Annotated in this window: 24 protein-coding genes; 12 read left to right on the top strand and 12 right to left on the bottom strand. The window is 68.1% G+C overall.

Annotated elements, in window-relative coordinates; genetic code table 11:
* Window positions 1-107 precede the first annotated feature (107 nt).
* Genes EKE94_RS13290 through EKE94_RS13260 form a run of 7 tightly spaced genes read left to right on the top strand, consistent with a single transcriptional unit; the run spans window position 108 to window position 5,646 of the window.
* The gene (locus EKE94_RS13290; RefSeq protein WP_127907106.1) at window positions 108-809 is read left to right on the top strand and encodes a response regulator transcription factor; all 702 of its coding nucleotides are present in this window, start codon (window positions 108-110) and stop codon (window positions 807-809) included.
* A 3-nt stretch (window positions 810-812) separates the two neighbouring features.
* Window positions 813-2,540 carry a sensor histidine kinase gene (locus EKE94_RS13285; RefSeq protein ID WP_127907105.1) on the top strand — a complete coding sequence of 576 codons (1,728 nt, stop codon included), beginning with the start codon at window positions 813-815 and terminating at the stop codon, window positions 2,538-2,540.
* Window positions 2,537-3,034: an HPr kinase/phosphorylase gene (locus tag EKE94_RS13280; RefSeq protein WP_127907104.1), complete on the top strand. Its 498-nt coding sequence runs from the start codon at window positions 2,537-2,539 to the stop codon at window positions 3,032-3,034. The genes EKE94_RS13285 and EKE94_RS13280 overlap by 4 nt, the downstream gene beginning before the upstream one ends.
* Window positions 3,031-3,996: an RNase adapter RapZ gene (gene rapZ, locus EKE94_RS13275; RefSeq protein WP_127907103.1), complete on the top strand. Its 966-nt coding sequence runs from the start codon at window positions 3,031-3,033 to the stop codon at window positions 3,994-3,996. Before EKE94_RS13280 ends, rapZ begins: the two co-directional genes overlap by 4 nt.
* Complete coding sequence (locus EKE94_RS13270; RefSeq protein ID WP_127907102.1) at window positions 3,993-4,397, top strand: PTS sugar transporter subunit IIA; 405 nt, start codon at window positions 3,993-3,995, stop codon at window positions 4,395-4,397. The genes rapZ and EKE94_RS13270 overlap by 4 nt, the downstream gene beginning before the upstream one ends.
* Before the next feature lie 19 nt (window positions 4,398-4,416).
* Complete coding sequence (locus EKE94_RS13265) at window positions 4,417-4,692, top strand: HPr family phosphocarrier protein (protein ID WP_127907101.1); 276 nt, start codon at window positions 4,417-4,419, stop codon at window positions 4,690-4,692.
* 42 nt (window positions 4,693-4,734) lie between these two features.
* Window positions 4,735-5,646, top strand: coding sequence for a lysophospholipid acyltransferase family protein (locus EKE94_RS13260; protein WP_407940914.1), 912 nt, complete (start codon window positions 4,735-4,737; stop codon window positions 5,644-5,646).
* Between the two features lie 113 nt (window positions 5,647-5,759).
* Here EKE94_RS13260 and EKE94_RS13255 read toward each other — a convergent pair whose 3' ends face one another.
* Window positions 5,760-6,635 carry a 3-hydroxybutyryl-CoA dehydrogenase gene (locus EKE94_RS13255; RefSeq protein ID WP_127907100.1) on the bottom strand — a complete coding sequence of 292 codons (876 nt, stop codon included), beginning with the start codon at window positions 6,633-6,635 and terminating at the stop codon, window positions 5,760-5,762.
* A gap of 164 nt (window positions 6,636-6,799) precedes the next feature.
* On the opposite strand from EKE94_RS13255, the gene EKE94_RS13250 reads away from it, so the two are divergent.
* Window positions 6,800-7,639, top strand: coding sequence for a DUF6473 family protein (locus EKE94_RS13250; protein WP_164870931.1), 840 nt, complete (start codon window positions 6,800-6,802; stop codon window positions 7,637-7,639).
* Window positions 7,640-7,694: 55 nt separating this feature from the next.
* On the opposite strand, the gene mscL is transcribed toward EKE94_RS13250, so the two are convergent.
* Window positions 7,695-8,135 (bottom strand): large conductance mechanosensitive channel protein MscL, encoded by a 441-nt coding sequence (gene mscL, locus EKE94_RS13245; protein ID WP_127907098.1) that lies wholly within the window; start codon window positions 8,133-8,135, stop codon window positions 7,695-7,697.
* Between the two features lie 140 nt (window positions 8,136-8,275).
* Here mscL and EKE94_RS13240 point away from each other — a divergent pair, with 140 nt between their 5' ends.
* Window positions 8,276-8,971 carry a glutathione S-transferase family protein gene (locus EKE94_RS13240; RefSeq protein WP_127907097.1) on the top strand — a complete coding sequence of 232 codons (696 nt, stop codon included), beginning with the start codon at window positions 8,276-8,278 and terminating at the stop codon, window positions 8,969-8,971.
* 44 nt (window positions 8,972-9,015) lie between these two features.
* Here the strand turns inward: EKE94_RS13240 and EKE94_RS13235 are convergent, their stop codons facing one another.
* The gene (locus tag EKE94_RS13235; protein ID WP_164870929.1) at window positions 9,016-9,921 is read right to left on the bottom strand and encodes a LysR family transcriptional regulator; all 906 of its coding nucleotides are present in this window, start codon (window positions 9,919-9,921) and stop codon (window positions 9,016-9,018) included.
* A gap of 118 nt (window positions 9,922-10,039) precedes the next feature.
* Here EKE94_RS13235 and EKE94_RS13230 point away from each other — a divergent pair, with 118 nt between their 5' ends.
* A complete protein-coding gene (locus tag EKE94_RS13230) occupies window positions 10,040-11,257 on the top strand; it encodes an MFS transporter (RefSeq protein ID WP_164870927.1) in 1,218 nt (405 codons plus the stop codon).
* Window positions 11,258-11,406: 149 nt separating this feature from the next.
* On the opposite strand, the gene pheT is transcribed toward EKE94_RS13230, so the two are convergent.
* Complete coding sequence (gene pheT / locus EKE94_RS13225) at window positions 11,407-13,803, bottom strand: phenylalanine--tRNA ligase subunit beta (protein WP_127907094.1); 2,397 nt, start codon at window positions 13,801-13,803, stop codon at window positions 11,407-11,409.
* Between the two features lie 246 nt (window positions 13,804-14,049).
* Complete coding sequence (gene pheS / locus EKE94_RS13220) at window positions 14,050-15,114, bottom strand: phenylalanine--tRNA ligase subunit alpha (RefSeq protein ID WP_127907093.1); 1,065 nt, start codon at window positions 15,112-15,114, stop codon at window positions 14,050-14,052.
* 159 nt (window positions 15,115-15,273) lie between these two features.
* Here pheS and EKE94_RS13215 point away from each other — a divergent pair, with 159 nt between their 5' ends.
* Complete coding sequence (locus EKE94_RS13215) at window positions 15,274-16,014, top strand: dienelactone hydrolase family protein (protein WP_127907092.1); 741 nt, start codon at window positions 15,274-15,276, stop codon at window positions 16,012-16,014.
* A gap of 180 nt (window positions 16,015-16,194) precedes the next feature.
* Here the strand turns inward: EKE94_RS13215 and rplT are convergent, their stop codons facing one another.
* The 7 genes from rplT to EKE94_RS13180 form a co-directional block, all read right to left on the bottom strand.
* The gene (gene rplT, locus EKE94_RS13210) at window positions 16,195-16,557 is read right to left on the bottom strand and encodes a 50S ribosomal protein L20 (protein WP_127907091.1); all 363 of its coding nucleotides are present in this window, start codon (window positions 16,555-16,557) and stop codon (window positions 16,195-16,197) included.
* Window positions 16,558-16,570: 13 nt separating this feature from the next.
* Window positions 16,571-16,771, bottom strand: a complete 201-nt coding sequence (gene rpmI / locus EKE94_RS13205) for a 50S ribosomal protein L35 (RefSeq protein WP_127907090.1) — start codon at window positions 16,769-16,771, stop codon at window positions 16,571-16,573.
* 199 nt (window positions 16,772-16,970) lie between these two features.
* Window positions 16,971-17,426 (bottom strand): ribonuclease HI, encoded by a 456-nt coding sequence (gene rnhA / locus EKE94_RS13200; RefSeq protein WP_127907089.1) that lies wholly within the window; start codon window positions 17,424-17,426, stop codon window positions 16,971-16,973.
* Complete coding sequence (locus EKE94_RS13195; protein ID WP_127907088.1) at window positions 17,419-18,009, bottom strand: class I SAM-dependent methyltransferase; 591 nt, start codon at window positions 18,007-18,009, stop codon at window positions 17,419-17,421. Before EKE94_RS13195 ends, rnhA begins: the two co-directional genes overlap by 8 nt.
* A 134-nt stretch (window positions 18,010-18,143) precedes the next feature.
* Window positions 18,144-19,094, bottom strand: a complete 951-nt coding sequence (gene ispH, locus EKE94_RS13190; RefSeq protein ID WP_127907087.1) for a 4-hydroxy-3-methylbut-2-enyl diphosphate reductase — start codon at window positions 19,092-19,094, stop codon at window positions 18,144-18,146.
* A 76-nt stretch (window positions 19,095-19,170) separates the two neighbouring features.
* Window positions 19,171-19,605 (bottom strand): YqaA family protein, encoded by a 435-nt coding sequence (locus EKE94_RS13185; RefSeq protein WP_127907086.1) that lies wholly within the window; start codon window positions 19,603-19,605, stop codon window positions 19,171-19,173.
* Between the two features lie 164 nt (window positions 19,606-19,769).
* On the bottom strand, window positions 19,770-20,348 hold the full coding sequence (locus EKE94_RS13180; protein WP_127907085.1) for a LabA-like NYN domain-containing protein: 579 nt from the start codon (window positions 20,346-20,348) through the stop codon (window positions 19,770-19,772).
* 93 nt (window positions 20,349-20,441) lie between these two features.
* On the opposite strand from EKE94_RS13180, the gene folK reads away from it, so the two are divergent.
* The gene (gene folK, locus EKE94_RS13175) at window positions 20,442-21,032 is read left to right on the top strand and encodes a 2-amino-4-hydroxy-6-hydroxymethyldihydropteridine diphosphokinase (RefSeq protein WP_235856022.1); all 591 of its coding nucleotides are present in this window, start codon (window positions 20,442-20,444) and stop codon (window positions 21,030-21,032) included.
* Window positions 21,033-21,101: the final 69 nt, after the last annotated feature.

Below are 21,101 nucleotides of genomic sequence, written 5' to 3'. Positions count from 1 at the left end.
TGGCTGCCGCGGTGGGCCGATTCTCAGTTATGTGTTGATTCCGACCGTGCGTCACAGAATTATGCCCCAAAATTGGCCAATAATTCGAGCAGCAAGGAATTGAAGCTATGTCGAGGATCGCTCTGGTCGACGACGACAGGAACATCCTGACGTCGGTGTCGATGACGCTCGAAGCCGAAGGCTTCGAGGTCGAGACCTACAACGACGGGCAGGCCGCGCTCGACGCCTTCATGAAACGACTGCCCGACATGGCGGTGTTCGACATCAAGATGCCGCGCATGGACGGCATGGACCTGCTGCAGCGTGTGCGGCAGAAATCGTCGATGCCGGTGATCTTCCTGACCTCGAAGGACGACGAGATCGACGAGGTTCTGGGCCTGCGCATGGGCGCCGACGATTACGTGAAAAAGCCGTTTTCGCAGCGTCTTCTGGTCGAACGCATCCGCGCGCTGCTGCGCCGGCAGGAGGTCCTGTCGGGCGAGGAGGTGACCGAGGCCGAGGCGAGCCAGGTCATGGTGCGCGGCGAGCTCAAGATGGACCCCGCCCGCCACGCCGTCACCTGGAAGGGCCGCGACGTGTCGCTGACGGTGACCGAGTTCCTGCTGCTTCAGGCGCTGGCGCAACGCCCGGGCTTCGTCAAAAGCCGCGACCAGCTGATGGACGTGGCCTACGACGATCAGGTCTATGTCGACGACCGCACCATCGACAGCCACATCAAGCGGCTTCGCAAGAAGATGCGCACCGTCGACACCGAGTTCTCGGCGATCGAGACGCTTTACGGCATCGGTTACCGCTACAACGAAGAATAGGGGATGAGCCTGGCGGAGCGGATAGAACGGCCCGAGCCCCGCCGCACGGCGAAGGGCGACGTCGTGCTGGGCGAAGACTGGGTCGGCACCGACGCCACGCTTGAACGCGAGATGCGCGCGCAGCGCGAACGCCGGGGCATCAGCGCGATGAACCGCTCGCCGCTGGCGCGCAAGATCGTCACCTTCAACCTTCTCGGCATCCTCGTCCTGGTGGCCGGGGTGCTGTATCTCAACCCGTTCCGCGACAGCCTGGTCTACCAGCGCGAAACCGGGCTGGTGGCCGAGGCCGAACTGGTTGCCGACGTGTTTGAGGCGCAGCTGGCCACCGCGGGCGATGCCGTGTCGCTGCCGCAGGCCGGCATCGACGCGCAGGCCACGCTGCGGGGGCTGGACCTTGGCGGCACGACCGAGGTCTTCGTCTTCGACCCGGCGCGGACACTGATCGCTTCGACCGCGGGGGAGGCGCGCAGCGCGACCCCCGTCCGCGGGCTGGAACGCGACGACGGCGCGACGCTGATTACCGATTTCCTGAACCGGGTGTGGAACGCGCTGGCCGCGATCCTGACATGGCAGGAGACGCCCGTGGCCCCCGACGCCGCCGAAAGCCGGGCCCGCGACGTGGTCGCGCGCACCCTGCAGGGGGTGACCGAGGTCGAAACCGGTCTTTACAACGACGGATCGACCATCTTCGTCGTGGCCACCCCTATCCTGCAGGGCGACCGGATCGTCGGGGCCGTGGCGCTGACCAGCGCGGCCGGCGAAATCGATGACCTGGTGCGCACCGAGCGCGAACAGGTGCTGCAGATGTTCATCATCGCCATCCTCGTATCGATCGGGCTTAGCCTGCTGCTGGCCTCGACCATCGCCAACCCCTTGTCGGATCTGGCCGCGGCGGCCGAGATCGGGCGCGACCGCAACTCGAAGAAGGTCAAGCCCAGCCGCGTGCGGATCCCCGACCTGACCGGCCGCCCCGACGAGATCGGGCGCCTGTCGGGCGCGCTGCGCGGCATGGTGGCGGCGCTTTACGACCGGATCGACGCCAACGAACAATTCGCCGCCGACGTGGCGCACGAAATCAAGAACCCGCTCGCCTCGCTGCGGTCGGCGGTAGGATCGTTGCGCTTCGTCAAGAAGGAAGAGCAGCGCGACAAGCTGCTGGACGTCATCGACCACGACGTGCGGCGGCTCGACCGGCTGGTCAGCGACATCTCGAACGCGTCGCGGCTGGACAGCGAACTGGTCAAGGAGGAAGAGGAGAGCTTCGATCTCTTGACGATGCTGTCGCGCCTGCTGGACCATTTCACCGAAGAAGCCGAGGCGCGGGGGATCGAGTTCATCTCGGACCTGCCGTCCCGCGCGATCGAGATCGAGGGCCTGGAAAGCCGCCTGGCGCAGGTGTTCGTGAACCTCATCTCCAACGCGATTTCGTTCTGTGACGAAGGCGATGCGATCCGTGTGTGGGTCCGGCGGCGTGAAAACCGCGTGCTGGTGGTGGTCGAGGATACCGGCCCCGGCATCCCGGAAACGGCGTTGACGAAGATCTTCAACCGCTTCTACTCGGAACGTCCCGAGGGCCAGTTCGGCAACAACTCGGGCCTGGGGCTCGCCATTTCCAAGCAGATCGTCGAGGCGCATGGCGGCGTGATCTGGGCCGAGAACATCCGCCCCACCGCCGCCGACGTGACATCGGAACCGCTGGGCGCGCGCTTCGTCGTCGGCCTGCCGGTGTGAGCACGGCAGAGGATGGCGATACCGCGATCCTGCACGCCAGCGCCGTGGCGGTCGACGGGCGGGGGCTGCTGATCCTCGGGCCTTCGGGCGCGGGCAAATCGGCGCTGGCATTGCAGCTTCTGGCCCTTGGCGCGACGCTTGTCTCGGACGACCGCACCGTGCTGCGCCGGGAAGGCGCAGGGGCGGGGGCGGTCCTGATCGCCGCGCCCGCGCCGAACCTCGACGGCCTGATCGAGGCGCGGTTCATCGGCCTCTTGCGCAGCCCCGCCGCCCCCGCGCCGGTGGCCCTGGTCGTCGACATGGCCCACCCCGAGGGCGACCGACTGCCGCCGGAACGCAACTGTGAGCTATTGGGAGTTCACGTGCCCTTGTGCCGACGCGTGGAAGGGCCTCATTTTGGGTGGGCGCTGATGACGATGCTGCGTCACGGCCGCGCCGAACCCGCCTTCGATCCCGAGGGCCCCGCCCGAAGGACATCGATACCGCGCGAATGACGACAGACCCCACCTCCGTCTTTGATACCGAAAGCCCCGCCGCCGCCGACGCCCTGTCCGGGACCTCGGTCGCGTCCGGCCGGCTCGTGCTGGTCACCGGCCCCTCGGGGGCAGGGCGCAGCACCGCGATCGCCGCCTTCGAGGATCTTGGCTTCGAGGCGATCGACAACCTGCCGCTGACCCTTTTGCCCCGCCTGCTGGCCGGCCCGCTGCGGCGGCCGCTGGTGCTGGGCCTCGACGTGCGCAACCGCGACTTCTCGACCGAGGCGCTGATCGACGTCATGGATCTCGTCTCCGGCCTGCCGGGGCTGAACAGCGACATGCTGTTCCTCGATGCCCGCGCCGACGTGCTGCTGCGCCGCTATTCCGAGACCCGCCGCCGCCATCCCCTCGCCCCCGCCGAAACGCCCGAGACGGGGATCGAGCGTGAAACCGACCTGCTGCGCGCCGCGCGGGCGCGGGCCGACATCATGATCGATACCTCCGAGATGACGCCGCACGAGCTGCGGGCCGAACTGGGCCGCTGGTTCGCCACCGGCGACGGTCCGGGGCTGACGGTGTCGGTGCACTCGTTTTCCTACAAGCGTGGACTGCCGCGCGGCGCCGACATGATCTTTGACGTGCGGTTCCTGCAGAACCCCTACTGGCAGCGCGAACTTCGGGCGTTGACGGGGCTCGACCCCCGGGTGTCCGATCACGTCGCCGCCGACGCGCGCTTTCAGGATTTCTTCGGACGAATCCGCGATCTTACCCTGACGCTGCTGCCGGCCTACGCCGAGGAGGGGAAGACCCACCTTGCCATCGCCTTCGGCTGCACCGGGGGGCAACACCGCTCGGTCGCCGTTGCGGAACGACTGGCGAATGCGCTTGCAGAGGCAGGATGGCGAGTGTCAACTCGGCATCGGGAAATGGAGCGGCGCGCCATCACCGACGCCGCGCCGCAATCGGGGACCGGGCCGTGATCGGGATCGTCATCGTCGCGCATGGGGGGTTGGCGACGGAATTCCTGTCGGCGATCGAACATGTGGTCGGACGACAGACGGGCATCCGGGCGATCTCGATCGAGCCTGACCACGACCGTGCACGCAAGCAGACCGAAATCTGTGCCGCCGCCGACGCGGTGGATACCGGCGACGGGGTGGTCGTGGCCACCGACATGTTCGGTGGCTCGCCCGCCAACCTGTCGCTTCTGGCCTGCAACCCGGCGAACCGCCGGATCATCTACGGGGCCAACCTGCCGATGCTGATCAAGCTGGCCAAGTCGCGTCATCGTCCCGTGCAGGAGGCTGTCGCGTCGTCGCTGGCGGCGGGGCGCAAGTACATCGATGCCTTCGACGGCCCGCCCGGGCGGCTCGTGCCATGAAGGCCAGCCGGGAGGGGACATGACAGAGGTCACGCGCAATCTGCGCATCGTCAACGAAAAGGGTCTCCACGCCCGCGCATCAGCCCGCCTTGTCGAGGTGGTCGAGGCGCATGATGCCCGTGCCGAGGTGTCCAAGGATGGCCTGCAGGCCTCGGGCGACAGCATCATGGGGCTTTTGATGTTGGCAGCATCCAAGGGAACCACTATCGAGGTCCGAACCAGCGGTGCCGAGGCCCTGCGTCTCGCCGATGCGCTGGAAGCTCTCGTCGCCGACCGTTTCGGAGAAGACTGCTGAGCTTCTTCGGGGCCGCGCAAAGCGATGGGGGGCATCCCGGTCATGTCTGACAGCGCGCAACCCGGGTCGATCCTGATGCATCGGCAGCCCCAGCGGCTGACCGGGCAGGGCGATGGCTCGACCCTGGCCGAACAGCCCTACGACCGCCGCCGCCTGTCCTATTCCGGCACCTTTCCGCATCCGCTGCAACGCCTGGCGATCCAGTCGATGGAACTGGCCAGCGGCAAGATCCGCCTGTTGCGCCTGATCCGGCGGTTCGAGGCGATGGGCGTGCCGCAGGGGCAGGCCTTCTGGGCGCAGGCGCTGTCGGTCATGGGGATCGAGCTTTGCACCCCGGCAGACGAGATCGCGCGGATTCCGCGCCGCGGGCCGGTGGTGATCTGCGCCAACCATCCCCACGGCCTGGTCGATGGCATGGTCCTAGCCGAACTCGTGGGCCGGGTGCGCACGGACTACAAGATCCTGACGCGGTCGCTTCTGACCGGGGTGGGCGAGATCGAGGATTTCATGATCCCCGTGCCCTTTGCCCACGAACCCGACGCACTGCAGCAGAACCTCGAGATGCGGCGCAGCGCGATGGCGCATCTGCAAGATGGCGGGGTGATCGTACTGTTCCCGTCGGGCGTGGTCGCGACGTCCGAACGGGCCTGGGGCCCGGCGGTCGAGGCCGCGTGGAATCCCTTTACCGCCAAGATGATCCAGCGGTCGGGCGCCGCCGTGGTGCCGATCTGCTTCCCGGGGCAGAATTCGCGGGCCTACCAGATCGCCAACCGCATCTCGCCCACGTTGCGTCAGGGGCTTTTGCTGCACGAGGTGGTGCATGCGCTGAACAGGCCGCAGACGCCGCGGGTGGGTCATCCCATCCCGGCCGAGGTGGTGGCCCGCTGGGCCGGCAACCCCCGCGGTTTCATGATCTGGCTGCGCGAACGCACGCTGGAACTGGCCCGGGACTGACCGCGCCGGCCCCGCCTTTCCGACCGGATCGCGTGATCCAAGGCGCACCCGCGCCTCTCCACGCGTCTTGCCCCGTGGGCAGGACGTTTCGCCGGGCAACACCGGGGTCGCGGTCAGCGCGTGGGAACGGGGGTTTCGCCGCTGTAATCGTAGAAACCGCGGCCGGATTTGCGGCCCAGCCAGCCGGCCTCGACATACTTCGTCAAAAGCGGGCAGGGCCGGTACTTGGTGTCCGCCAGCCCGTCATGCAGCACGTTCATGATGGCGAGACAGGTGTCTAGCCCGATGAAATCGGCCAGTTCCAGCGGCCCCATCGGCTGGTTCGTGCCCAGCTTCATCGCCTTGTCGATCGACGTCACCGATCCCACGCCCTCGTGCAGGGTATAGACCGCCTCGTTGATCATCGGCACCAGGATGCGGTTGACGATGAAGGCGGGGAAATCCTCGGCCACCGACGCCGTCTTGCCGATCTTCTCGACCACCTCGAGACACGTCTCGTAGGTCTCTTCGTCCGTGGCGATGCCCCGGATCAGCTCGACAAGGCTCATCACCGGGACGGGGTTCATGAAGTGGAAGCCCATGAACTTTTCCGGCCGGTCGGTGCGGCTGGCCAGCCGGGTGATCGAGATCGACGAGGTGTTCGAGGTCAGGATCGCCTGCGGTTTCAGGTGCGGCACGAGGGTCTCGAAGATCTTCGCCTTCACCTCCTCCCGCTCGGTCGCGGCCTCGATCACCAGGTCGCTGGCGCCCAGATCGGCGATCTCGGTCGTGGTGCGGATGCGCGCAACCGCGGCGTCGGCGTCGGCCTGCGCGATCTTCTCACGCCCGACCTGCCGGGCAAGGTTGCCCTCGATCGTGGACCGCGCCGCTGTCAGCGCCTCCTGCGAGATGTCGGTCAGAAGAACGTCGTATCCCGACAACGCGAAGACATGGGCGATGCCGTTGCCCATCTGCCCCGCTCCGATCACGCCTACCGTCTTGATCGCCATATTCGCCTCCGGTGTTCGGGGCGGACCTTATGCGCCGTGCCCGCGCAGGCGCAAGACGGTAGCCGTCCCGTGTCCCGGTCTGTCGCGTCCCGTGCGGCGTTAGACAGATAGAAAGACCCGCATGGCACCTTGATTCCCGGGTGAGTGTAACATTGGGGGCGGCGATGACAGGGGTCATGCCGGTCGAGGCGAATCTCGACTACAAGACGTGCCGATACGGCGCATCAACACTGGATTTCCGGGGGCCGCCCGCAGCGGTGCAGGCCCCCTATACCGTGGTTCTGGGCGGGGATGAGACTTTCGGTCGCTATGTTCCGCAGCCCTATCCCGCGATCCTGGGCGGCGAAACGGGGCGCAGCGTGGTGAACCTGGGGCTGCCGCATGCCGGGCCCGACGTCTACCTGGGGTGCGATGCGGTGCTTGAGATGTGCCGCAGCGCCCAGTCCTGCGTGATCCAGATTACCGGGGCGCAGGCCCTGTCGAACCGGTTCTACCGGGTGCATCCGCGCCGCAACGACCGCTTTATCGGGGAGACCCCGCTGTTGCGCGCGGTCTATCCCGAGGTTGATTTCACCGAGTTCCACTTTGTCCGCCACATGTTGATGCGGCTCGAGGCGGTGTCGGAGGAACGGTTCGCGATTTTGCGCAACGACATGCGCAAGACGTGGGTGGCGCAGATGAACCTGCTGACCTCACGCATCGCGCGGCCGGTCACGCTTTTGTGGCTGTCGAGCCGGGTACCTGACGACCCGGCCGAGTGGATGGGGGCGGGCGATCCGCCCTACGTCTCGGCGGCCGAGCTGCGCGACCTGCGCGGTCGGATCGACGACATCGTCGAGGTGACGACCGCGCCGCTGGAAAGCGAGGATCTGAGAGGGATGGTCGCGTCCGAGGATGACTGGCCGGCAGCGCGCCAGCTGCCCGGGCCCGCGCTGCATTCCCGCATCGCCGCGGAACTGGCGCAGGTGCTGGACCGCCGCGACCGCCGCAACCGCCGTCGCTGACGCGCCGGTCGCCCCCCTGCCAGACGCCCCTTCGTCGTCCGGCAGGGGCGGGGTGTCAGGGCGCCCGCTGGCGCAGGGCGTCGCGGATCTCGATCAGGATCTCCTTTTCCGAGGGGCCCGCCGGGGCGGCGGGCGTCGCCTCTTCCTGCGCCTTGCGCTCGGTCGCGTCCTTCACGCGGTTCACGGCCTTGACCAGCAGGAACACCACGACGGCGATGATCAGGAAATTGAGCACGGCCATCAGGAAGCTGCCATAGGCAAACACCGCCGCGCCCGCATCGCGCGCCTCTTGCAGCGAGGCATAGGTGTCGTCGCCCGACATCACCCAGAACATGTTCGAGAAGTCGATGCCGCCGATGATCAGCCCGATCACCGGGTTGATCAGGTCGGCGACGATCGAGCTGACGATCGCGGTGAAGGCGGCGCCGACGATGATGCCCACTGCCATGTCCATGACGTTGCCGCGGGAAATGAACGCCCGGAATTCCTGAAACATGTTGCTGTCCTCCTTAGCACTCAGGGGTCTCTGCACGCTTGCGCGGCCCTTAGCACACGCGCGTAGGTCTGCCGCTCTTTTTCATGTGCAGGCGCGTTCTAGCTTCGCGGGTGAGAGACAATCACAACAAGGAGCCTGTCATGGCCGACCTGTCCGCATTCCCGATCACCCGGCGCTGGGCGCCGCAGGACCCCTCGAAGATCCAGCTTTACTCGTATCCCACGCCGAACGGGGTCAAGGCCTCGATCGCGCTGGAAGAGCTGGGGCTGGAGTACGAGCCGCATCTCGTCACCCTTGCCGACGAGGACGTGAAGAGCGACGCGTTCCTGTCGCTGAACCCCAACAACAAGATCCCGGCGCTGATCGACCCCGATGGCCCGGGCGGGGCGCCCATGGGCCTGTTCGAATCCGGCGCGATCCTGGTTTACCTGGGTGAAAAGACCGGGCGGCTTCTGGGCGACGGCGCGCGGAAATACGAGATCATCCAGTGGATCATGTTCCAGATGGGCGGCATCGGTCCGATGTTCGGCCAGTTGGGCTATTTCACCAAGTTCGCGGGCGCCGAGATCGACGATCCCCGCCCGCGCGAGCGGTACGTGAACGAGGCCAGGCGCCTCTTGGCGGTCGTCGACGGCCAGCTGCAGGGCAAGGACTGGATCGCCGGGGACTTTTCGCTGGCCGACGTGGCGCTGGCGCCATGGCTCAACGCGCTCGATTTCTATGGCGCGAAGGAGGCCGTGGGCTGGGACGACCTGGCGAACGTGCCGGGCTATGTCGCGCGGTTCTACGACCGCCCCGCAGTGCAGAAGGGCAAGTCGATCCCCGCCACCGACTGATTGCCCCCGCTCGGTGGACAAACGCGGGGGCCCAACGCGGTGGCTCAAGGCTCTTCATGGTCCAGATTGCGCATCTCCGCGACCAGCAGGTCGAGGAAGGCGCGCAGGCGCCCCGTGGCGGATTGCGGCGAAGGATAGACGAAGTGAAACGGCACTTCGGCGCCGGTCCAGTCCGGCAGAAGCCGGACCAGCCGTCCCTCGGCGATCAGCGGCGCGGCGAGGAAGGCGGGCAGCATGCCCGCCCCGCCGCCCGCCAGTATCGCGCTGGCACAGGCCGGGATGGCGCCGAAGGTCAGCGCCCCGGTCACGTCCACCGAACGGCAGTCGCCATCGCGCACCAGGTGCAGCCGGTTGCGGCGCGGGCCGAAGGTGACGGTGGTGATCCGGCGCATGTCCTCGGGCTCGCGCACGCGGTTGATGCCGGGCAGGTCCGGCGCGGCGACAGGTACCGCCCGGGCGGTGTGCAGCCGGCGCATCATCAGGTCGCTGTCGGGCAGCGGACCTACGGTGATCGCGCCATCGAACCCCTCTTCGACCAGGTCCGGCAACCGGTCGAGAAAGGTGAATTCGAGCGTCAGGTCAGGGTGGAGCCGGTGGCAGCGTGCCGCCACGGGGCCAAGGAAGATCTGGCCGAAGAAGGCGGGCGAGGCGATGCGCAGGTGCCCGTCGGCTGCGGCGCCGGACTGGCCCACCGCGCGGCGCAGCGCATCGGCATCGGCCAGCAGGCGGTCGGCCCGTTCGGCCAGCATGGCGCCTTCGGGCGTGATCCGCATCTGCCGCGTCGTGCGTTCGATCAGCCGCACCCCGAGGCTGAGTTCAAGGTCGCGGATCCTTTTGGACACGGTGGACTTGGGCAGGTCGAGCACCCGCGACGCCGCTGCGAACCCGCCCGAGCGCACGACCTGCCGGAACACGCGCAGCGCGCCGATGCTCAGTTCATTATCCACCATCCTGCACGCCCGTCCGCGATTTGCCGATCTTGTCCATGATATTGAATGATCGTAGGTCTCGCGCCAAGCGCCCGCGTCCCCCTCCCTGTCGCGGGCCCGAATCTCTTGAGGTATGTCCATGTCCGATCGCCCGGTCTCGCCCCCCGGTCTTCCCGTCACTATTGCCGTTCTGGGTGCGTCGAGTCTGACGGTGATGGCCAACGCCACGATCTCTCCGGGTCTGCCGGGGCTGAACGATCACTTCGCCGACGTGCCCAACATCCGCTTCCTTGCAGGGCTGATCGTGACCTTGCCGTCGCTCTTCGTGATCCTCTTCGCCTCGGGCTTCGGCTGGCTGGCGGACCGCTACGACCGGTTGCACATCCTGATGGCCGGGATGGCGATCTACGCACTGGGCGGGGTCAGCGGGCTTTTCGTCGAAACCCTGCCGGCGATGCTGGTGGGGCGGGCGATCCTGGGGATCGGCGTGGCGGGGACGATGACGCTGGCGATCACGCTGGCCGGTGATCTCTGGCACGGCGAGGCGCGGCAGAAGTTCATGGGCCTGCAGGCGGCGGCGATGTCGGGCGGCGGCGTCGTCTTCATCATGCTGGGCGGGCTCCTGGCCTCGATGAGCTGGCGGCTGCCTTTCCTGATCTACCTTCTCGCGCTACCCTTCGCGGTCTACGCGGGCCTTGCCCTGCGCGCCGCCGACACCCGGCCCACCCGTGCCAAGACGCCCGAGGCGCTGACCGGCGGAGATGTCGCGCAGACGCCGCCCTTCCCCTGGGCGAGGGTCGGGCCCGTTTACCTTCTGGGCTTCGTCTTCATGGTGGTGTTCTACCTCGTACCGACGCAGCTGCCGTTTTTGCTGGCGTCGATGGACATCACCTCGCCCAGTGCGGCGGCGCTGGGGATGGCGTCGGCGACGCTGGTCTCGGTGCCGGGATCGATGCTGTACGGACGCCTGCGGCGGCACGTTTCGGGGGCGGGCATCTTCGGGATGGGCTTCGTGATCATGGGCGTCGGGGTCAGCATCCTGAGCGTCGCGGGCAATTTCGCGACCATCATCCTGGGCACGCTGACGTTGGGCGGCGGGATGGGCACGATCTTTCCCAACTTCAACGCCTTCATCATGGGTCGGGTGCCCGACGCACTGCGCGGCCGGGCGTCGGGGATGACGACGACGTCGATCTTCGGCGGCCAGTTCCTGTCGCCCTTCGCCTCGGCCCCGATCATCGCGGCATGGGGGCTGCGCAACACGTTCCTGTTCTTCGCGGTGATCATGCTGGCGATCGGCATCGGGATCGCCCTGGGCGCGATGCGCGGCAGTGCGCGACAGGTGCGCGAGGCCTGACCGGGCCCCTCCGGGGCTCTCCGCCTGGCGCGGAGGGGCGTGCGGCGGACAGCGCCGCCAGCGGACAGCCGCGGATGGCAGACATGGGTGGAAAGGGATGACGGCGCCCGGCCAGGAGCCGGGCGCCCTTTGCGATCCCAGGGGTGGCGTCAGCCGCGCAGGACGCCACCGGTCGCCTTCTGGACCTTTTCGACGATCTTTGCCGACACGGCCTCGATATCCTTGTCGGTCAGCGTCTTGTCCTGCGGTTGCAGGCGCACGGTGATGGCCAGCGATTTGGCATCCTCGCCCAGCGACCCGCCGACGAACTGGTCGAAGACGCGGACCTCTTCGATCAGCGCCTTGTCGGCGCCCGCCGCGGCGTTGACGAGGCTCAGCGCCTCGATCTCGCGCCCCACGACAAAGGCGAAATCCCGTTCGACGGCCTGCAGGTCCGACAGGGCCATCGCGGGCCGTGCGGCATCGGCGCTGCGCGGCAGCGGCACCTCTTCGGGGGCGATGGTGAAGGCCACCGCGGGCCCCTTGAGGTCGAAGGCCCGCAGAATGCGCGGATGCAGTTCGCCGAAAACGCCCAGCTCCTTCTTGGGGCCAAGGCAGAGGCGCCCGTGCCGCCCGGGGTGCCACCAGTCGGCCCCGCCGCGCAGTATCTGCACCTTGGCGGGTGCCCCGATGGCGGCCAGCAGCGCTTCGGCATCCGCCTTGGCGTCGTAAAGGTCGACACCGCGTGCATCGCCGTGAACGTCGCGCGGGCCGGTGCGGCCCACCAGCAGGCCCGCGACCTGCAGGCGCTGATCCTCGGGCTCACCGCCCGCCCAGACGGCGCCCACCTCGAACAGGGCCATGTCGCCGAAGCCGCGCGCCTGGTTGCGTGCCGCAGCCCGCAGGAGGCCCGGAAGAAGGGCGGGGCGCATATGGCTCATCTCGGACGAGATCGGGTTCTCCAGCGCCGAGGTGTCTTCGCCACCGCCGAAGAGCTGCGCCGCCTCGCGGTCGATGAAGCTGTAGGTGACGCATTCGTTGTACCCCAGCGCCGCCGCGGACCGCCGGGCGGCCTGTTCGCGTTTTTGCATCGGCGTCAGCACCGGCGCGGGCACGCCTGCTCGCGGGCGCGGCATCGGCACGCCCTTGAGCTTGGTCAGCGAGGCCATGCGCGCGACCTCTTCCACAAGGTCTGCCGGTCCCTGCACGTCGGGGCGCCAGGACGGCACATGGGCCATGTCGCCTTCCATCGTGAAGCCGAGCGCGGTGAGCGTTGCGCGCTGCGTCTCGGCCGGGATCTCCATGCCGACGAGCGTCTGCACCCGGTCGGTGTCCAGCGGATAGGCGCGCGCCACGTCGGGCACCGCGCCTGCCTGCACGACCTCGGAAATCTCGCCGCCGCAAAGCTCGGCGATCAGCGCCGCCGCGTCGTCGACGCCTTGCGCGTTGTAGCCCGGGTCGATGCCACGTTCGTTGCGATACCGCGCGTCCGAGTTGATCTTGAGTGCGCGGCCCGTGCGCGCGATCTGGACGTTGTCCCAGACCGCGGCCTCGAGCAGCACGTCGGTCGTGTCGTCGGTGACACCCGTCGTCTCGCCACCCATGATCCCGCCGATCGACACCACGCCGCTGTCGTCGGAAATGACGATCGCGCCCTCGGGCATCGCGTAGGTGCGTTCGTCCAGCGCGACCATCTCCTCACCGCCCGTGGCGGGGTGGATGCGCAGGTTGCCCTGCAGCTTGGCCGCGTCGAAGACGTGCAGCGGGCGGTTGCGGTCGAAGGTGAAGAGGTTGGTGATGTCGACGAGGGTCGAAATCGGGCGCAGGCCGATGGCCTTCAGCTTCGCCTGCAGCCACGCGGGCGAGGGGCCGTTCTTCACCCCCCGGATCATCCGTCCCATGAAGACGGGCGCCTGTGTCGCGGCCTGCGGGTCGATGGTGACGCCCACGGGGCAGGGGAAGCTGCCCGCGACCGTCGCATGGTCAAGCGGCTTCAGCGTGCCGAGCCCGCGCGCGGCAAGGTCCCGCGCGACGCCATGAACGCCGAGGGCATCGGGGCGGTTGGGGGTGATCGCGATCTCGATCACCGGGTCCACGGCCTCGGGGCGGTTCTGTGCCAGCCAGTCGGCGAAGCTTTGGCCGACCTCGCCCGAGGGGAGCTCGATGATGCCGTTATGCTCGTCCGACAGCAGCATCTCGCGTTCCGAGCACATCATGCCGTGGCTTTCGATGCCACGGATCTTGCCCACCTGGATGGTGGTGTCGATGCCGGGCACGTAGGTGCCGGGCTGTGCCACGACGACGGTGATGCCTTCGCGTGCGTTGGGCGCGCCGCAGATGATCTGGCTTTCGCCCCCGGCCGTCTGCACCCGGCAGACCTTGAGCTTGTCGGCATCGGGGTGCTTTTCGGCCCCCACGACACGGCCGATGGTGAAGGGACGCAGCGCCTCGGCAGGGTTCACGACCTCTTCGACCTCGAGCCCGAGGTCGGTGAGGGTCTCGGCGATCTCGTCGACCGAGGCGTCGGTGTCGAGATGCTCCTTCAACCAGGAGAGGGTGAATTTCATCGCGGCCGTCCTTTGATCTCTGTCGCGCCGTGTCCTAGCGCAGCATGGGGGCAGGGGGAAGGGCCGGGGAGGGCGCGTTCCGTCCGTCACGCCCGGCAGAGCCTGACCCTCCCCGGGGAGGGCGCTTGGCCCTGCGGGATGCAGCCGTCTCGGTGTTCATGCTCAGACGGTGGCGATCAGCCGGGGCACGGGAGCGCCCACCCAGGGTCGGGCGCCGCCCTCGTAAGCGGATTACGAGGCCTGCCCTCAGACCCCGCCCCGCAGCGTCGGCACGTCGAGCGACGCAAAGCCGTAGTGGCGCAGCCAGCGCAGGTCGCTGTCGAAGAAGGCGCGCAGGTCGGGGATGCCGTATTTCAGCATCGCGATCCGGTCGATCCCCATGCCGAAGGCAAAGCCCTGCCACTGGTCGGGGTCGATCCCGCCGGCCTTCAGCACGTTCGGGTGCACCATGCCCGAGCCCAACACCTCGAGCCAGCCGTCGCCTTCGCCGACCTTCACGGTGCCGCCTTCCCACGAACACTGGATGTCGACCTCGGCCGAGGGTTCGGTGAAGGGGAAGTGCGAGGCGCGGAACCGGGTCTTCACCGGCCGCCCGAAGAAGGCCGAAAAGAACTCCTCGAGCACCCATTTCAGGTTTGCCATCGACAGGTCGCGGTCCAGCGCCAGGCCCTCGACCTGGTGGAACATCGGGGTGTGCGTCTGGTCGAAATCGGCACGGTAGACCCGGCCCGGCGCGATGATCCGCAGCGGTGCGCCCTGCGCCTGCATGGTGCGGATCTGCACCGGCGAGGTGTGGGTGCGCAGCACGTGCGGCGGGCGGTCGTCGCCGTCGGCCCGCTTCATGTAGAAGGTGTCCATCTCCTCGCGCGCGGAGTGGTGCGACGGCATGTTGAGCGCGTCGAAGTTGTACCAGTCGCTTTCGATCTGCGGCCCCTCGGCCACGGCAAACCCCATGTCGGCAAAGATCGCGGTGGCTTCCTCCCACACCCGGCTGACGGGGTGGATGCTGCCCACCCGCCGCGGCCGCGCGGGCAGGGTGACGTCCAGCCATTCCTCGGCCAGCCGCGCATCCAGCGCCGCATCCTCCAGCGCCGCCTTCTTCGCGGCCAGGGCCGAGTTGATCTCGTCCTTCAGGGCGTTCAGCCGCGGGCCTTCGACCTGCCGTTCCTCGGGCGTCATCTTGCCGAGGCCGCGCATCGCCAGGGCAACCTCGCCCTTCTTGCCGACGGCGGCCAGCCGCACCTCTTCCAGCGCATCGGCATCGGCGGCCTGGGAAATGGCGGTCAGGTATTTTTCGCGCAGGTCGGTCATGGGCCTCTTGTCCGCAATGCGTCCGGGTGTCGGCCTGCGTGCTACCTTCCGCGCCCGGCCAAGGCAAGCCTCGCCCCCCGAAAGCGTGAGGTGCGCGGCCCTTGCCCGCATCCGGCGGCGGGCCATTTTGCCCAAGGACACCGACAGGAGGAAAGACACATGCTTCGCACGACCCTGACTGCCCTGCCGATCCTCGCCCTCGCCGCGCCCGCGCTGGCCGAGGACGTGAGCTATTCCTACGAGGATACGGACCTCACGGGCTACTACGCCGCCGCGGACGACCCCAAGGGCCTCGTCCTCATCGCGTCCGACTGGGACGGTCTGACAGACTACGAACGCGAGCGCGCCGACATGCTGGCCGAAATGGGCTATGACGCCTTCGCGCTCGACATGTTCGGGCCCGACGTGCCGCTCGACACCATGGAAGAACGGCAGGCCGCGACCGGCGCGCTCTACGAAGACCGCGAGCGGATGCGCGGGCTGACCGAGGCGGGGCTGGCCGCCGCGCGCGACAAATCGGACGCCGCAACGCTGATCGTCGCGGGCTACTGCTTCGGCGGCGGCGTCGCGCTTGAGATGGCGCGCAGCGAGATGGCCGGTGAGGCCGCGGGTTACGCCACCTTCCACGGCACGCTCGCCACGCCCGAAGGGCAGGGCTGGGACGGGGACGAGCCGCCGGTGCTGGTCCTGCACGGCGCCGCCGATACCGCCGTTCCGCTTGCCGACGCGGTCGCGCTGACCGAAGAGCTGGAAGCAGCCGGCAACGACTTCACGGTCGAGATCTACTCGGGCGCGCCGCATGCCTTCACCGTGATGGGCAGCGACAGCTACCAGGAGCGGGCGGACAAGGAAAGCTGGGAGGCCTTCACCGATTTCCTCGAAGAGCAGATCGGCGCCTGAGATCGGGAAAAGGACGCACCGTCCGCCCGGCAGCCTTGCGCGACCCGGGCGGGCGGCCCCAGGCCTGCGGGGGCGGAGAGACGGCTTCGCCGGCCTTCGGCCCCCTTCACGCACGCCCGGACGCAAAAAGGGCCGCCCCGGCAGGGGCGGCCCTTTTCGTCATTCACATCCGTGCGGCGGTCAGGCCAGCGCGGCTTTCGCCTTGTCGACGATCCCGCCGAAGGCATCGGGCTCGTGCACGGCGAGATCGGCCAGGACCTTGCGGTCCACTTCGATCCCGGCCAGCGACAGGCCGTTGATGAACTTCGAATAGGTCAGGTTTTCGTCATGCGCGCGCACGGCGGCGTTGATCCGCTGGATCCACAGGGCGCGGAAGTTGCGCTTGCGGTTCTTGCGGTCGCGCGTGGCGTACTGGTTGGCCTTGTCGACGGCCTGGGTGGCCGTGCGGAAGGCCGTGCTGCGGCGGCCGTAATAGCCCTTCGCAGCCTTGATGACCTTCTTGTGACGTGCGTGGGTGGTGGTCCCGCCTTTAACTCTCGACATCTCTCAGGCCTCCTCAGCGATCGTAGGGCATGTAGGACTTCGCGAGCTTCTGATCGGGCTCGCTCAGGACCTGGGTGCCGCGGGCATCGCGGATGAACTTCTTCGTCCGCTTGATCATGCCGTGCCGCTTGCCGGCCTGGCCACCCATGACCTTGCCGGTCGCGGTGACCTTGAAGCGCTTCTTCGCGCTCGACTTGGTCTTCATCTTGGGCATTTCCGTCTCCTTCCTCGAGAGGTGGACGCAAGGGCTCGGCATGCCGCGTGGCCGGCCCCTGCGGGTATTCGAACGCCGCCCTATAAGGCGCATCGCCCGCACACGCAAGACCGGCCTGCGCTTCTTCTCTTCTTAAATACTCAAACCGACGCATCGGACGGCCCAGGCGCACCGCATGGGCCCTGGGGCCCCGCCGCGCCTATTTACGCTTGTAGGGCGCCATCCCGGCGCGGGCCAGTTCGTCGGCGCGCTCGTTTTCCGGGTGACCGGCGTGGCCCTTGACCCACTCCCATGTCACGTCGTGCTGGCCGCGCGCCGCGTCCAGCCGCTTCCACAGCTCGGCATTCTTCACGGGCTTCCTGGTCGAGGTCTTCCAGCCGTTGCGCTTCCACCCGTGGATCCACTGGCTGACGCCGTTCTTCACGTAGGCGCTGTCGGTCACCACGGTGATCTTCGATGGCCGCGCCAGGCTTTCCAGCGCCGAGATCGCGGCCAGAAGCTCCATCCGGTTGTTGGTGGTGTCGGCCTCGCCGCCGCTCAGTTCGCGTTCGCGCAGGACGCTGTCGCCCTCGCGCGCGATCAGCAGCGCGCCCCAGCCTCCGGGGCCGGGATTGCCGGAACAGGCGCCGTCGGTATAGGCGAAAAGCTCAGGCATCGGCGAACACGCTCAGAAAGGGGTCGTCCCGTCCCGCCATGCCCTTGGCCGTGCCCGTCCGGGTGGCGGTCACGGTCAGGCCCGCATCGCTTAGCATCCCCAGCAACTCCTCTTCGGTGACATAGGTGTAAAGTCGTCCCAGCCGGTCGCGGCTTTCGCCATGGCCCAGCTTCATCGCCACATAGGCCCGCCCACCGGGCCTGAGGGCGCGGTGAATGGCGGTCAGGTGGTCGGGCAGGGCGGTGCGGGGCGCGTGCAGCAGGGAAAACGCGGCCCAGATGCCATCGTAGACGCCCCGGGCCTGCAGGTCGTCGAACCGCGCGCAGCGTCCTGTGACGCCCGGCGCGGCATCCGCGGCGGCGGCCATCTCGGGCACGGCATCCCATGCCTCGACCACGTGTCCCGCCCGGGCCATCCGCGCGGCGTCGAAGCCCGGGCCGCAGCCCAGGTCCAGCAGGCGCGCCGCTGCGGGCAGGCCGTCCAGGAACCGGTCGCGGTCGGCGGCATGGAAATCCGCAGCGACGAGGTCGCGGTAGCGGTCGACGGAGGCACTGTAATAGGCAAGCGTGTCGGGGTCGCTCATCGCGGATCCTCGGGCGGCGGGGCTGGGACCCCGCAATGCCGGGGCCGGGGGCGGAACGCAAGGTCGGCATTGCCCTGGGTGGTGCAGGGTGGGACGGTACGTGTCCCGGGGCGCACGGCCGCCGGGCCGCGCCGTCAGGCCGGTTCGCGCAGGACGCGCGGCACCTTGAATTCGACGTTCTCCTGCGCCGTCTCGACGAAGTCCAGCGTCACGTCGTAACGCTCGCGCAGCGCGGCGATGACCTCGTCGATCAGCACCTCTGGCGCCGAGGCGCCTGCCGTCACGCCAAGCGCGCGCATGCCGTCAAGAGACCGCCAGTCGATGTCGGTCGCCCGTTGCACCAGCTGCGCATGGGTGCAGCCCGCCTTGCGCCCGACCTCGACCAGGCGTTTCGAGTTCGAGGAGTTGGGTGCCCCCACGACCAGAAGCGCGTCGATCCCGCCCGCCATCGCCTTGACCGCCGCCTGGCGGTTCGTCGTGGCATAGCAGATGTCTTCCTTGTGCGGCCCGATGATCGACGGGAACCGCGCCCGCAGCGCCGCCACGATGTCGGCGGTGTCGTCGACCGACAGGGTGGTCTGGGTGATGAAGGCCAGCTTTTCGGGATCGCGTGGCTCCAGCCCCGCGACATCGGCAGGCGTCTCGACCAGCAGCACCTCTCCCGGGGGAAGCTGGCCCATGGTGCCCAGCGTCTCGGGGTGGCCCGCATGGCCGATCATCACCATCTGCAGCCCGTTCTGGCTGTGCCTCTCGGCCTCGATATGCACCTTCGAGACCAGCGGGCAGGTGGCATCGACATAGATCATCTCGCGCCGCGCGGCTTCGGCCGGGATCGCCTTGGGCACGCCGTGGGCCGAAAAGATCACCGGGCGGTCGTCGGGGGCCTCGTCCAGTTCCTCGACGAACACGGCGCCCTTGGCGCGCAGGCCGTCGACGACATAGCGGTTATGGACGATCTCGTGGCGCACGTAGACGGGCGGACCCCACTTTTCGATCGCCATTTCGACGATCTTGATGGCGCGGTCGACGCCGGCGCAGAATCCGCGCGGCGCGGCAAGGCGGAGGGTGAGGGGCGGCTTGGTCATGGCCATGAAACTATGCGCGCCCGGGGGCCGCGTAAAGGCGGGGGAGATCACGCTTCGGCGGGGGCGCGCCGTGCGGCTAGAGAAACCCGGCCGTTGCCGCCGCCAGCACCGCGTAACGGCCGGTCTTGGCCAGGGTGACCAGCGCCAGGAACAGCCAGAAGGGCGTGCGCAGGACGCCCGCGACCACGGTGATCGCGTCGCCGAAGGGCGCCCAGGACAGAAGCAGGCTCCAGCTGCCCCAGCGGGTGTACCAGCGCTGCGCCCGCGTCAGCTGGTCCTCGGTCACGGGAAACCATCGGCGGTGGCGGAATCGCTCGATCCCCGCGCCCATGACGTAGTTCACCACCGATCCGAGCACGTTGCCAGCGCTCGCCACCAGCAGGAGCAGCCAGAGCGCGACGTCGCCGCGGACCTGCAGCGCGACGAAGACGATTTCGGACTGGAACGGCAGGATGGTCGCGGCGCCGAAGGCCGCGAGGAACATCGCAGGAAGAGACAGGCCGTCGGTCATCGGGGGCGAACGCCGCCCCGCGCAAGGGGTTCCGCCCCCAGCTGGACTTGCGGCCTGCGAGATGTGGCCGGGGCGGCCGCGTGTCGGTGAAAGGGGGCGTGAGAAAGAGGCGGACGCCGCCCGGTGGCGCGGCGGGCGCAGCGCCAGCGGGGCGTGGGCCGGGGTTAGTTGTCCGCCGATTCGCGCGACCGGTCCCGATCCTCGTCGCGCTGTTCGCGCGGCGGGCGTCCGATCACCTCTTTCAGCTCATCGAGTTCGATGAAGTTGTCGGCCTGGCGGCGCAGTTCGTCGGCGATCATCGGCGGCTGGCTGCGGATGGTCGACACAACGGAGACGCGCACGCCCTGACGCTGCAGGCTTTCGACCAGCGGGCGGAAATCGCCGTCTCCGGAGAACAGCACGATGTGATCGACCCGCGGCGCCAGCTCCATGGCGTCGACGGTCAGTTCGATGTCCATGTTGCCCTTGACCTTACGCCGGCCCTGGCTGTCGGTGTATTCCTTGGCGGGCTTCGTCACCATGGAATAGCCGTTGTAGTTCAGCCAATCCACCAGCGGACGGATCGGCGAATAGTCTTCGTTTTCCAGCAGCGCCGTATAGTAGAAGGCGCGCAGCAATTTGCCGCGACGCATGAATTCCTGCCGCAACAACTTGTAATCTATATCGAATCCCAGCGCCTTGGCAGCGGCGTAAAGGTTCGATCCATCGATGAACAGCGCGAGCCGTTCGTCTCGGTAGAACATGAATGGGTACCCTTTTGAACTTGTCCGCCATTGCGTCGTCGTGAGCGATTGAAATATTGCCTGGCGGAGTTCGGCACTATCTAGAGTTCCTTGGTGATCGCGCAACACTTCAGTCGTATTTCCGGCCGCCGCGCGGTTCTGGTCGCGCTGGGCGGAAACCTGCCCCTGGGCACCCAGGCCAGCGCCGCCTCGCTTGAACGGGCACTGGTGCTGCTGGACCGGCCCGAGTTCCGGCTGGTCCGGCGCAGCCGGATGTTTCGCACGCCGGCCTTTCCCGCGGGCGCGGGGCCCGATTTCGCGAACGCCGCGGCGGTGTTCGTGTCGGCCCTGCCGGCCGAGCGGATACTGGCTCGCCTGCACGCGGTCGAACGCGCCCTGGGCCGGCGCCGGCGGCAGCGGTGGGGTCCACGGACGGTGGATCTGGACCTGCTGGCCGTGGGCGGTGCGGTGTTGCCCGATGCCCTGACGCTGCGTCGCTGGCAGCGGCTGCCGTTGGCGCGCCAGATGCGCGAGACGCCCGACCGGGTGCTGTTGCCCCACCCGCGCCTGCAGGATCGCGGCTTCGTTCTGGTCCCCCTGGCCGAGGTCGCGCCCGGCTGGCGGCACCCCCTGTCGCACCGCAGCGTGGCCGAGATGGCCGCGGATCTGCCCGCGGCGGCCCGCGCTGGGATCGAGCCTTTGTGAGGTTGTTAGAAATCGACTTGTCAAGCTCTTTCGCGGGCCTTACTAAGGCCCTTTCGGACCACTCACACT

This window comes from Mesobaculum littorinae (assembly GCF_004011175.1).
In the GTDB taxonomy this organism is placed as follows: domain Bacteria; phylum Pseudomonadota; class Alphaproteobacteria; order Rhodobacterales; family Rhodobacteraceae; genus Tranquillimonas; species Tranquillimonas littorinae.
This window is presented reverse-complemented; position numbering and strand designations above follow the sequence as displayed.